Raw genomic sequence first — 12762 nt, 5'->3', positions numbered from 1 at the left:
TTTGTGTTACGTCCGATTGAGCGACAGGTTAGATTGCACCGCCGCACCGAGCGTATCCCAAAGGGGGGATGGTGTCGGCTTTGTCGCTTTCCAACGCCATTGAGGTGCACGATGTCCCACCCGCAGCAGCCGGGTCAGTTCCCACCGCCGCAGGGCGGTCAGCCCTTCCCGCAGGGTCCGGGAACCCCGCCGGGCGGTCAGCAGTACCCGCCGCAGGGCCCGGGCACCCCGCCCGGTGGCCAGCAGTACCCGCCGCAGGGCCCGGGCACCCCGCCCGGCGGCCAGCAGCTCCCCCCGCCGCCGCCCGGCGCGCCGCAGCCCGGCTTCGGCCAGGCGCCGCCCCCGCCGCACGGGCAGCAGCCGGTCGGCTTCCCGGCCGCCCCGCCGCAGGCCGACCAGCCGGTCAAGAAGAGCAACAAGAAGCTGATCCGGGTCGGCATCCTGCTCGTCCTGGTCGTCGCGGTCGGCATCTTCGCCTTCATCCAGTTCAACAAGTCCGCGGCCAGCGCCGCGGTCGGTGACTGCATCAAGGTCAACAACGACTCCTCGAGCGACGCCGACGTCGAGAAGATCGACTGCAACACCCCGGAAGCGGTGTTCAAGGTCGGCAAGAAGCTCGACAGCGGCAGCGCCACCTGCCCGACCGACAGCGACTACCTCGAGTACGAGGAGACCAGCCGCCGCGGTGGTGGCGGCGGCTTCTCGCTCTGCCTGGTGCTCAACGTCAAGAAGGGCGAGTGCCTGACCGGCCTCGACAAGCCCGCCAGCGCCAAGAAGGTCACCTGCGGCTCCCACGAGTTCGAGGTCCTCGACGTGGTCGACGGCCAGTCCGAAGCCACCGCCTGCGACGCGGTCGAGGGCACCAACGACGGCTACCGCTACAACGAGCCGAAGTTCGTGGTCTGCGGCAAGTCAGCCAGCTAGTCCCTAGACAGCAAGAGGGCCCTACCGGACTTCCGGTAGGGCCCTCTTCGCGTTCCTCAGCGGACAGTCACCGGCCCACCCTGAAGCAGCCCCGCCACCTTCGCCCGCAGCTCCACGAACTCCTCACCCGCCCGCGTCGTGATCTGGTCACGCACCGGCCCGAGTGGAACGTCCAGATCGGCCACCACCGTCGCAGGGGACTTCGACAGCACCAGCACCCGGTCTCCCAGGTAGACGCTCTCGTCGATGTCGTGGGTGACCAGAAGGACGGTCGTGTCCTGCTCGCGGCGGATCCGCAGCAGCAGGTCCTCCAGTTCGAACCGGGTTTGGGCGTCCACCGACGCGAACGGCTCGTCCATCAGCAGCAGGGACGGCCTATAGGCCAACGCCCGTGCGATGGCCACACGCTGCTGCATGCCGCCAGAGAGCTGCCACGGGTACTTACGGCCAGCTCCCGCCAGTCCTACCGCAGCCAAAGCCTCCGCCGCGCGCTGCTCCCGCTCCGTGCGCGACAGCGACCGCAGCGGGAACTCCACATTGCGGGTCACGGACAGCCAAGGGAACAACGACCGGCTGTAGTCCTGGAACACCACTGCGAGATCCGGTGGCACCCCGTCGACCCTGTTGCCGTGCAGGCTCACCGTGCCCCTAGAGGGCCGGATGAGCCCGGCGATCGTCCTGAGCAAGGTGGACTTACCGCAACCAGATGGCCCCACCACACACACGAGCTCGCCAGCCCCAACGGTGAAGTTGAGGCCGTCTATCGCGGTGTGCAGACCGTCTTTGCCCTTGTAGGTGTGGCCGAGCCCGTCGACCTCAAGCATGTTCACGTCAGCCTCCGGTGGCGAGCGCCTGCGCCTCGAGCGAGTGGCGCGGTTGCCAGGCAAGCGCGCGCCGCTCGAGCACCAGCAGCAGGGTGTTGAACAGGTAGCCGAGCACGCCGAGCAGCACGATCCACGCCCACATCGCGGTGGGCTCGTAGTCGCGCTGGGCCCGCACCAGCTGGTTGCCGATGCCGTTGGCCGACCCGATCAGCTCGGAGATCACCATCAGGATCAGCGCGATGGACAGGCTCAACCGCAGCCCGGCGAAGATCTTGGGCAGCGCCGAGGGCAGCACGACCCCGAGCGTCCACTGCGTGCGCGAGAGCCGGAACACCCTGGCCGTCTCGACCTTGGTCGCGTCCACCCCCCGCGCGCCGTCGACGGTGTTGAGCAGCACCGGCCAGATCGCCCCGAAGACGATCGTCGGGAACTGCATGTTCGTCGTCCCGACCGCGGCGACGAAGAAGGGCACCAGCAGCGGCGGCGGGATCGAGCGCAGGAAGTTGAACAGCGCGCCGAGGTAGGCCATCGCGCCGCGGGAGCGGCCGAGCAGGATGCCCAGCGCGATCCCGATCACCCCGGCCAGCGCCCAGCCCGCCAGCATCCGGCCGACGCCGGGCACGATGTGCTCGCCGAACGCGGGGGAGATCCACAGGTCCACCGCGGTGACCGCGATCTCCGACGGCGGCGGGAAGAAGAAGCTCTTGGGTGCCTCGGCCGTGCGCGCGAGCTGGGTGAGCAGCTCCCACAGACCGACCGCGACGACGAACACGACCCACCGCTGCGCGGTCCTGGTCAGCCGGTTCACTCGGCACCGCCCCGCGGCTGGGTCCAGCCGAACGCCCTGCGGTGCAGCCACTCCAGGCCCGCGTTCGCGCCGAACCCGATCAGTCCGGCGAGGACGGTCCCGGCCAGCACGGTGTCCATGTTGAACCCGCCGCCGCTGGCGGTGTTGACCACCTGGCCGAGCCCGATGGTGCCGCCGGAGAACAACTCGGTGCTGATCACCACCGCGAGCGCGATGGCGAAGGAGAGCCGGACCCCGGTGAGCACGAACGGCGCGGCGCTGGGCAGCGCGACCCGGCGCAGCAGGCCGAGCCGGGAGGTGCCGAACGCGCGCGCCGTCTCCACGTGCAGCGGGTCGACCTCGTCGAGGGCGTACATGGTGTTGAACAGGATCGGCCACAGCGCGCCGTACACGGCGAGGGTGACCTTGGTGTCCGGGCCGGTGCCGAAGGTCAGCAGGGCCAGCGGGATCAGCGCGACCGAGGGGATCGGCCGCAGGAACTCGACCAGCGTCATCACCGCGCGGCGGACCGGCGGGACGCTGCCGAGCACGAGTCCGGCCGGGACCGCGATCAGGACCGCGATCACCAGCGCGAGCAGGGTGGCCACCAGCGTGGCCAGCACCGCCCGGACGAACTCGACGTCACCGAGCAGGCGCACCATGGTCGGCAGCACCACGCTCGGCGGACGCAGGTAGTAGCCCGGAACGAGATCGGTCCGGCTGGCGACTTCCCAAACGGCGAAGAAGCCGGCCAGACCGATCAGGCTCGCGGGAACTCGTGGAGCTCCACTCACGGTGTGTTGAGGCCCCCGGGCGGGGGCCCGCCTCCAGACCTATTTGTTGCTGGTGGAGCTGGGGATCATCGAGGCGACGTCCAGGTGCCCCTTGATCACGCCGAACTCCTGCATCAGGTTGGCGACCCGCTGGATGCGGTTGGCCTCCAGCGAGGTCGAGTACGTGGCGATGGTGACCAGCTGGGCGGTCTGCTGGTCGATCTTGGCGTACTTGACGAACATCGGCTCGACCTTGGTGCGGTCGGTGGCCTCGGCCTGGGCCTTGGCCAGCGCGCGCTGGAAGGCGGCGACGGTGTTCGGGCTGGTGGTGGCGAACTTGCCCGCGCCGCCGATGGCGACGTAGCCCGACATCGGCATCTCGGCGGTCGGGCCGGAGGCGCCGTCGAACACCGGGACCGCGCCGAGCTTCTTCATCGCGGTGGTCACCCACGGCTCGACGACAACGGCACCGTCGACCTCGCCGCGCTCCATCGCCGGGATCATCTCGGCGAAGGTCATCTCGCGCCACTCGACCTGCGAGTAGTCCACGCCCTGGGTCTTGAGCACCGACATCGGGGCCAGGTCGGTCATGGTGTTGCGGGCGGTGATGGCGATCTTCTTGCCCGGCGCGTCGGTCGGCTTCTTCAGCGGCGAGTTCGGCGGCGCGACGACCACGATGTGGCCGGGCTTCGCGGTGAGCGCGTCGGCGACGATCTTGAAGTCGGCGACCTTCTTGCTCTGCGCGAGCAGCGGCGCGGGGTAGGACGAGAACGCGATGTCGACGTCCCCGCTGAGCACGGCGTTGATCGAGGCGGCACCGGAGGCCATGACCACCGGCTCGATCTCCAGGCCCTGCTCCTTGAAGTAGCCCTGCTCGATGGCCCGGTAGAACGGTGCGACGTCGACGACGGGCAGGACGCCAACCTTGACCTTGGCCTTCTCCACCGAGCCGGAGCCGGAGGCGGCGGGCGTGCTGCCGGACCCGGAGTCGTCCCCACCGAGCAGGCCGCACGCGCTGAGCGAGGCGAGCATGGCCATGGCGAGGGCGGCGATCGGCAGGCGGACGCCGGCGGTCCGTCTGGTGGCAACGCGTCGAAGCATTTGGAGCCTCTCCTCGTAGGAGGTTGGTTTTTGTCGAGGTGGGTGCGAGTCCCCCTGCGGCACCAAGGACGCACTCTAGAGACAGCGGGGGCCGGGTCACAATGAGTGCGCACAGGATGCCGTGCGGTGAACTCTCTCACTGATTCGGGCGGCCCTGTTGACCCAAGTGGGGGAACTCTGGCGAGGCCCTGACCTGGGGTTTACCGTCTGTAGCGGGACCTCCAAGTGGGTGGTGATTACTCATCCATATGGGCGATGGTGAACATAGGGAAAACCACCACTACATCACCCTGATGAAATGTTGTCGGTACTAACTATCCGATACTCGCTGTGATGATGCCCTGGAAGGGTTACATCGTGACGGCGAGTTCGCTACCTTCTGTGTCCACAGTGAGGCGCTCAACCGAGCGGTCAGCGGAGCTGGTCGACCGGCTCGCGAGTAACGTTGGACCGCCCAGGTCCGACATCTTGCGGGCGGCGGCTACTAGGCCGAACGTCCGTGACGTGCCGCGTCCCACTGGAGTAGGTGTCCGTTAGAGCAAGGCCTGCTGGACTACGGGCTACTGGCTCATGTGCAGGGAGAGTGCTGGCAGTGCCCGACCACACCACTGGGGTGGTTTCCGGCCCAGGGAAAGACGGTGGTGCCGCCGTGTCAGATCCAGACGGCAACGAGGTGGCGTCCGCGACCCCGAGGCCCTCCGGTCGCAAGACCGTGGAGGGTGGCTCTCGGTGGCGCCTGCGCAACTGGCGGTTGCGCACCAAGCTGGTCGCCGTCCTCTTGGTCCCGGTCATCACCGCGGTCGCCCTCGGCGTGCTGCGCGCGACCAACGAGTTGGACCGGGCGGAGACCTTCGACCAGGCGGCGACCGCCGTCACCGCGACGCTCGACGTCGTCGCCCTCGTGCACGAGATGCAGAGCGAGCGCAACGTCATGGTCGCCTACGTCGCGGGTGGCCGCGCCGGTGACCTCTCCCAGGTCCAGGGCCAGATCCAGAAGACCAACGCCACGCTGACCCGGCTCAACCAGGCCGTGGCCAAGGTGACCACCGACAACGGGCAGCTGCTCGACACCCTCGCCGACCGGCTCGCCGCCGTCGAGGCCGTCCGCTCCGCGGCCATCTCCAGCTCCTACCCCGACGTCGGCGTCTACTCCTCCTACACCTCGCTGCTGGAGGCCGTGCTCGCCGCGGGCTCGGAGTTCACCGCCTCGCTGGCCCAGCCCGAGATCGCCCGGCTCGCCGCCGCCTCGCTGTCGATCGTGGAGGCCAAGGAGTTCCTCGGCCGCCAGAACTCGATCCTGATGATCGCCGGGGCCCGCAACAGCTTCCCGTCGAGCATGCTCGACCAGGCCCGCGCCGCCGAGGCCAGCTACAACGCCTCGATCGCCAACTTCCGGGCCAACGCCGACATCGCCGAGGCGCAGTTCTTCTCCGACACGTTCTCCGGCGCCGAGGTCGACGACCGGGAGCGGATCAAGCAGACCGCCTTCGTGCACGCCGACCAGGGCAACCCCAACCTCGGCATCCAGATGGACCAGCTGGTCGCCGACGCCAAGGCCACCGCGACCGCGCTGCAGAAGGTCGAGGTGTCGCTGCTCGGCAAGCTGCGCAGCTTGGCGACCAAGGCCGCCGACGCCGCCAAGACCAACGCCTGGCGCGACGCGATCATCGTCCTGGTGGCGATCCTGATCGCGCTGATCGTCACCTTCATCGTCTCCCGCTCCATGCTGGTGCCGCTGCGCGTGCTGCGCCGCGACGCCCTGGACGTGGCGAACCGGCGGCTGCCGGAGACGGTGCAGCGCATCCTCGCCGACCCCGACCCGGTCGAGGCGTCGAAGAACGCGGTGGAGCCGGTGCCGGTGTTCACCCGGGAGGAGACCGGCCAGCTGGCCCGCTCCTTCGACGCGGTGCACGACCAGGCGGTCCGGATGGCGACCGAGCAGGCGCTGCTGCGCGACAACATCAACTCGATCTTCGTCAACCTGTCCCGCCGGTCGCAGACCCTCGTCGAGCGCCAGCTCTCGCTCATCGACCGGCTCGAGCAGGACGAGCAGGACCCCGACCAGCTCGCCAGCCTCTTCGAGCTCGACCACCTCGCGACCCGCATGCGGCGCAACTCCGAGTCGCTGCTGGTGCTCTCCGGCTCCGGCCTGTCGCGCCAGCTCTCCCGCCCGGTCCCCGCGGCCGAGGTCGTCGGCGCGGCGGTGTCCGAGGTCGAGCAGTACGCCCGCATCGAGGTGCTCTCCGCCCCCGAGGTCTCGGTGCAGGGCCGCGCGGTCTCCGACCTCGTGCACCTCATCGCCGAGCTGCTGGACAACGCGACCTCGTTCTCCGAGCCGGAGAAGAAGGTCTACGTCCGGATGGCGGTGACCCGCAAGAAGGAACTCGCCATCCAGATCACCGACTCCGGTGTCGGCATGAGCGACGAGGAGATCGAGACCGCCAACGGCCGCCTCGCCGACCCGCCCGACATCGACGTCGCGGTGACCCGCCGGATGGGCCTCTACGTGGTCGCGCGGCTGGCCAAGCGGCACGACATCAAGGTCCGGCTGCGCGACAACGAGGACATCGAGGGCGGCCTCATCGCCCGGATCACCGTCCCGGCGAACCTGGTCCAGACCTCCGGGTCGGCCCAGCCGACCAGCATCGTCGCGCAGACCCCCAGCCTCGGCGACACCGCCGCGAAGGCCAGCGGCATCGCGGGCGCCTTCACCGGCAGCATGCCGCGCACCCGGCCGGAGACAGCGGGCCCGCTCAGCGAGTCCGTCGTCGACCGCCCGGCCGAGGAGGTCGCGGGCTACCCGGCCTTCGACCCGGCGTCGTTCGCCAGCACCGGCAACCCGGAGGACACCGGCGGCTGGGGACCCCCCGCCTCGCCGGAGGAGATCCGCTCGCGGCTCAACGGCCACCTCGTCGACAACCAGGTCACCGGCTCGCTGTTCGGCCTCCCGCTGCCCGAGCCGACCGACCAGCCCGCCGAGGCCCCCCGCGGTGACGCGGCCCGCAACGGCACCGGTCTCTACCACCCGGTGTCCGAGCCGGAGCGGGTCGTCGACGCGCCGACCGAGCGGCTGCCGATCTACGAGGCGGTCCTGTCGCAGTGGTTCGAGGCTGGCGACACCGGCTCCACGCCGGTCACCACCATCGAGCCGGAGACCGAGACCGAGTCCGAGCCGGACACCGAACCGGCCGAGGCCGAGCCGAGCACCGAGGTCGAGCACCCGGTCGAGGTCGAGGCCGACTACCAAGACGAACCCGAACCCACCCCGGAACCGGCACTGAGCAGGGCGGACGCCTGGCACTCACCCGGTGACGACGGTTGGCAGCGGGCGAGGGCCCTGCTCGACAGCACGGCTGACACGATCACCACGGCAGGCCTGCCCAAGCGCGTCCCCAAGGCGCACCTGGTGCCGGGTTCGGCCGCACCGCGGGAGACCACGGCGGAGCAACCCGCCGTGCCCGCGCTGCCCCCACGTTCGGCGGACGCCGTCCGCGGCCGCATGTCCCAGTTCCAGCAGGGGGTCCGTCGGGGCAGGCACGCCCTGATCGACGCCTACGCTGGTGACCAGACCGGTTCAGACGAGAGCCGCCAAGACGAGGAGCAGGAGTGACAACCGCGTCCGTACACCAGCCCGGTAGCTTCGGGTGGCTCATCACCGACTTTGTCCGCCAGGTACCCGGCGTGGCGCACGCCGTGGTGGTGTCCGCGGACGGGTTGCTGCTCGCGGGCTCGCAGGGCCTGCCCCGCGACCGCGCCGAGCAGCTGTCCGCGGTCGCTTCCGGCCTGGTCAGCCTCACCGCGGGTGCCGCGAGGTGCTTCGAGGCGGGCGGGGTCAACCAGACCGTGGTCGAGATGGACCGCGGCTACCTGTTCCTGATGTCCATCTCCGACGGCTCCTGCCTCGCCGTGCTCGCAGCCCCCAACTGCGACATCGGCCTGGTCGCCTACGAGATGACCCTGCTCGTCGAGCGCGTCGGCCAGCAGATGACTCCTGAGCTGCGCGCGCAGCTGCAGGGCACGCAGCGCAGGTAAGACGGTGCGAGACAGCGGGGTGAGGACGCGATGACCACGGGCCGCAGACCCACTGGCAGACGCACCGAGGACGACTTCTCCTACCGGGACCTGTTCGAACCGGACGCGGCCTACGGCGGCCCGGACGGCGAACGACCCCGGGACCAGCTGGTGGACGAGCCGGAGCGGAGGCTGGCCGACATGTCGGATAGAGGGTGGGACGACCTGTCCGAACCCGGACTCGGTGACCCGCCGAACCGGTTCGACATCGACGGGTTCCGGGCGAGGCTGTTCGGCGGCCCCAGCGCGACCCTCTACGGCGACCCCGGCATCCCGTCGCAGTCGGACTGGGACAGCAAGGAGATCCCCGCGGTCGCCGACCTGGACCCGGAACCGGACCCGGCCGAACTGGCCCCGCACGAGACCGGTTCACTGGTCCGCCCGTACACCAAGACCGGCGGGCGCACCCGGTCCGACTACGATCTCGCGATCGAGGCGCTGGTCTCCACCAGCGACCGGGGCAGGCTGCCCGACGCCGCGGTCCGCCCCGAGCACAGGTCCATCTGCGGCCTGTGCCTGGACACCCGGTCCGTCGCCGAGGTCGCCGCGCACCTGCGGCTGCCGCTGGGGGTGGCCCGGGTACTGATCGGTGACATGGCGGGCATGGGCCTCGTCTCGATCCACCAGAGCGGCATGGTCGTAGGCGACCGGCCGTCGATCGAATTCATGGAAAGGGTGCTCAGTGGGCTCCGCAGGCTCTAGTCCTCTCAGCGCGCGCGGCGCTTCCCCCCAGCCGACCACCTCGGCCAAGATCGTGGTGGCGGGCGGCTTCGGTGTGGGCAAAACGACCCTGGTCGGCTCCGTCTCGGAGATCGTCCCGCTGACCACCGAGGCCGTCATGACCGAGGCCAGCGTCGACGTCGACGACCTGTCGTCGACCCCGAACAAGGTGACCACCACGGTCGCGATGGACTTCGGCCGCGTGTCGCTGGACTCCGACCTGATCCTGTACCTGTTCGGCACCCCCGGCCAGCACCGCTTCTGGTTCATGTGGGACGACCTGGTGCGGGGTGCGATCGGCGCCATCGTCCTGGTCGACACCCGCCGCCTCGCCGACGCCTTCGCCTCGATCGACTTCTTCGAGGACCGCGGCCTGCCCTACGTGATCGCCCTCAACTGCTTCGACCGAGTCCTCCACCACCGCATCGAGGACGTCCGCGAAGCCCTCACCGTGGAACCCTCGGTCCCGATCGTCACCACAGACGCCCGAGACCGCGACTCCACCAAGGAAACCCTCATCACCCTGGTCGAACACGCCATGCACCAACGCATGTCCCGCGCTGTCTGACCTGCTCTCTTCTCTCTCAAGTCCCCGCTGGGCCCTCGGCTGCACCGAGGGCCCTTCGCGTCTCCACGCCCTTGCTCGCCCCCCTGCGGCCCTCCCTCCGACCGCCCAGCTCACCTAGGCGATCCCTGGGTATCCATCGAGGCCACGCCCTCCCCAAAGCCGCTGGTGCCATCCCAACCTCCGTCAGGTCCGCCCCAGCCCACCTGCTCAGCACGTGGGCACTCGGACCCGGCGGTGCCATCCCAGCCCGCCCTCGTCGGCCCTGCCAACCCAACCCCTGGACACTCGGACTCGGCGGTGCCAACTCGCCCCCCGTCAGGTCCGCCCCAGCCCACCTTCCCAGCGCCTGGACAGTCGGACTCGCTGGTGCCAGGTGCTCGATGGGGTGGACCTGTTTTGTGTGGGGGTCGGCACCCGTAGCGTTTCCGCGCGGCAGGGCCTGCTTTTGGGCCCCTGCTTTGCGGTTCTGCCACGGGTGTCGTAGGGGCCCCGCACAAAACAGGTCCACCCCATCGAGCAAAGCTCGAAAATCGCGGATCAGATGCAATGCCGAAGGCGAGCCGTTCACCGGAGCCGAAGGCGGAGGCCCGAATCCCTTGCCCCGCATCCCCAGCAACGGCCTACGTCAAGATCAACCTGATCGAAAGCCCCCAAATACACAGCCTACCGACGCAGCCTGACAAACCGGCAGCAGCAACCAAGGCCCTGTGCACACCCACACCCGTTGTGGATAACCCGAACTCACGAAGACTCCACCACAGCAGCCCGCGTAATCCGGTGCAACGGAATCCGAGTAATCCCCTCCGTATCCGGATCCGTCCCCTCCAACACCCCACCCCCAATCCGCTGCGGTCGCAACAACCGCTCACTAGCCACCCCGTTGGCGTCCACCATCCCCACCCACACCGTCTGCTGCGCTCGCGCTGCCCCCTGCAACAACGCCAACGTGTCCGCCGTGTTCGCCGCAGGTGTCACCGGTCGACTCCGCTTGCTATCCGCCGCGCGATCCCCAGCCCGCATGCTCACCACGATGTCAATCAACTGGTCATCATCCGGCGCCTTAGTGGCAACCCGCCGCACCGCCCGTACTGGAGCCTGAACCCGCCGCCCAGTAGGCCGCAGATCCACAACCTGCCCCTCACTATCTTCCGCGGCAGGCGTAAACCCAGCAGCCCGCAACTCATCCAAGATCTCCACCAACGCCACCGGACTAACCAGCACCGTCGGCGCGATCTTGCGCAGCCGCAATGCTGCAGCGACCGGACTTGCGGCTACCTCAGCAATCAACGCCGGGTCGTCGCACCGCAAGAACGACGCGGTAGCCCCGCCGCGCAACCGGCCATGTCGCCGCGCAACGTCGTCAATCATGTAAGTCAACGACTGCGGTACCGGCGTCCGAGAGCTAGTGCGAAACAACTCGTGCAGATCACTAGCCGACTGACCGCCATCTAGCGCCCGTCGAAGCGATGTTTCGCTTACCCGGTACACGGTTGCGCTACCGGCCGATTCAACGTCCGCGACTTCGTTGATCCGCATGGCCAGGTGCGGCTCGAGTGGTCCTGGTGCGACCACCGTTAGGTCTGCCTGGACCAAAACGTGGTCGATCGGCTCTGGCATTACCTCGGCCATGCGCTTCGCCGCGGCCGCAGTGCCTTCTTCGAGGAGCGTGCGGCCAGGCCCGGTCAACGCGCCATGAGCGACGATCCCCAGCGCGGTCGCCTCTTGCAGCGTCCAGCGGACGATCTCGTCGCGCAGTCGCCCGCCACGCCTTGGTGCGCGCCACGCCAATAGAGCGGCCAACTCATCCACGTCGACGATGCCGGTGCCTGGCTTGAGGTCCGCCAACGCCCGCAACACCCGGGTCCGCTCAAGCGGCGCGACCGGGCGGCGGAGGTCTTCGGACAAGGGCGCCAGCAACCGCTCCTTGGCGTCGCGCATCCCGCCGATGCCAGGCAGGCGGGGGAGGTCCAGCCAGGCCGCCGCGAGGGTGGCCCACTGGTTGGCGGGGCTCGCGGTCACCCAGGTGTCGCTGTGGTGGGTCGGCACGTACTCGGGGTTCGTGGCCGCCTCGTTGTCCACCACGAGTGACGCCGCGACCGCGACCTCGACCAGCAGCACCCCGTCGCGCTCGCTGATGTCGAGCACCTTGGTGAGTTTGCGCAGGTCTCTAATGCCAAGACCACCGACCTTCAGCACCGGGGCAGGCTCCTCGGACCACGCCTGCAGCAGGGTCCGGGTGAACCGCAAGAACTCCAGCGCCGCCCCGGCCGCCGTCGAGTCAACCGCCTTGTGCGCCTTGGTCTTCGGCTTCGGCTCGTCCACGACGATCGCCGACTCCGGCCTAACGACCAGCCCGACCTGCCTAGGCAGCTCGACAGTGGTGGCGTCGACCCGGGTCAGCAGACCGCGCGCAAGCAGCCGTTGAATCGGCGTCTTGGCCTGCCCCAACGCAACGACAACCGCCGCGTCCCGCGTGTTGCCTATAGGCCCGTTGCTCGCCAACCGCGTCAAGACGTCCTGTTCATCAACAGGCAGCGCCGCCACCGCTTCGGCGACGTCAACGTCGTCGAGCGCGGGGGAGGGCCGCCCCAACCCGGTCGGGAACAGCCCACCCGCCTCCCGCGCCGCGGGCACGAGGGAGATGGCGTCGTCCTCGCCCCAGGCAACGGCGAGATCGCGCAGCTGCCGCACAGCCGCCCGAACCCGTTGCGCCGACACGTCGATGTCGACCACGGTCAACGGCACCGGCTCCCGATCGGCCCCCGCCGCGAGCAGTGCGTCGAGCACCGCGAGGGTGAAGGTGTCGAGGCCCTCGGCGACCCGGGCAACGGAGGCCCTCGTCGCCGCCCGGGCAGCGAGCACCCCGGTATTGGCCGGTCGAGGCGTGGCCAGGTCGGGCCTGGCCCGCAACACGGCCGCGAGTGCCTCGTCGCCCCGCGCGCGGAGCCAGTCGGTGAGCGTGGTGCCGGACACCCTGACCACGGTATACGCCAC

General features: G+C 69.4%; 10 protein-coding genes. 5 read left to right on the top strand and 5 right to left on the bottom strand.

Annotation, left to right across the window (positions count from 1 at the left end; genetic code table 11):
* Positions 1–111 precede the first annotated feature (111 nt).
* The gene (locus LV75_RS21630; RefSeq protein WP_253888809.1) at positions 112–924 is read left to right on the top strand and encodes an LppU/SCO3897 family protein; all 813 of its coding nucleotides are present in this window, start codon (positions 112–114) and stop codon (positions 922–924) included.
* A 56-nt stretch (positions 925–980) separates the two neighbouring features.
* Here LV75_RS21630 and LV75_RS21625 read toward each other — a convergent pair whose 3' ends face one another.
* The 4 genes from LV75_RS21625 to LV75_RS21610 are packed head-to-tail and all read right to left on the bottom strand — an operon-like array spanning position 981 to position 4409.
* Positions 981–1748, bottom strand: coding sequence for an ABC transporter ATP-binding protein (locus LV75_RS21625; RefSeq protein WP_253888931.1), 768 nt, complete (start codon positions 1746–1748; stop codon positions 981–983).
* A gap of 7 nt (positions 1749–1755) precedes the next feature.
* Complete coding sequence (locus LV75_RS21620) at positions 1756–2556, bottom strand: ABC transporter permease (protein ID WP_253888808.1); 801 nt, start codon at positions 2554–2556, stop codon at positions 1756–1758.
* The gene (locus LV75_RS21615; RefSeq protein ID WP_253888807.1) at positions 2553–3329 is read right to left on the bottom strand and encodes an ABC transporter permease; all 777 of its coding nucleotides are present in this window, start codon (positions 3327–3329) and stop codon (positions 2553–2555) included. Before LV75_RS21615 ends, LV75_RS21620 begins: the two co-directional genes overlap by 4 nt.
* Positions 3330–3368: 39 nt before the next feature.
* Complete coding sequence (locus LV75_RS21610) at positions 3369–4409, bottom strand: ABC transporter substrate-binding protein (protein ID WP_253888806.1); 1041 nt, start codon at positions 4407–4409, stop codon at positions 3369–3371.
* Positions 4410–5058: 649 nt separating this feature from the next.
* Between LV75_RS21610 and LV75_RS21605 the strand changes: the two genes are divergently transcribed.
* From LV75_RS21605 to LV75_RS21590, 4 genes are read left to right on the top strand one after another with little or no spacing between them, the layout of a single operon-like run.
* Positions 5059–8019: a sensor histidine kinase gene (locus tag LV75_RS21605; protein ID WP_253888805.1), complete on the top strand. Its 2961-nt coding sequence runs from the start codon at positions 5059–5061 to the stop codon at positions 8017–8019.
* Positions 8016–8441 (top strand): roadblock/LC7 domain-containing protein, encoded by a 426-nt coding sequence (locus LV75_RS21600; RefSeq protein WP_204450110.1) that lies wholly within the window; start codon positions 8016–8018, stop codon positions 8439–8441. The genes LV75_RS21605 and LV75_RS21600 overlap by 4 nt, the downstream gene beginning before the upstream one ends.
* Before the next feature lie 30 nt (positions 8442–8471).
* The gene (locus LV75_RS21595; protein ID WP_253888804.1) at positions 8472–9182 is read left to right on the top strand and encodes a DUF742 domain-containing protein; all 711 of its coding nucleotides are present in this window, start codon (positions 8472–8474) and stop codon (positions 9180–9182) included.
* Positions 9163–9768 carry a GTP-binding protein gene (locus LV75_RS21590; RefSeq protein ID WP_204450112.1) on the top strand — a complete coding sequence of 202 codons (606 nt, stop codon included), beginning with the start codon at positions 9163–9165 and terminating at the stop codon, positions 9766–9768. The genes LV75_RS21595 and LV75_RS21590 overlap by 20 nt, the downstream gene beginning before the upstream one ends.
* Positions 9769–10509: 741 nt before the next feature.
* Here LV75_RS21590 and LV75_RS21585 read toward each other — a convergent pair.
* On the bottom strand, positions 10510–12741 hold the full coding sequence (locus LV75_RS21585) for a helicase-associated domain-containing protein (RefSeq protein ID WP_253888803.1): 2232 nt from the start codon (positions 12739–12741) through the stop codon (positions 10510–10512).
* Between the last annotated feature and the right edge of the window lie 21 nt (positions 12742–12762).

The sequence above is a fragment of the Actinokineospora diospyrosa genome, from assembly GCF_024171925.1.
Taxonomy (GTDB): domain Bacteria; phylum Actinomycetota; class Actinomycetes; order Mycobacteriales; family Pseudonocardiaceae; genus Actinokineospora; species Actinokineospora diospyrosa.
The sequence above is the reverse complement of the archived record's forward strand: the minus strand, read 5'-3'. Positions and strand labels throughout refer to the sequence as shown.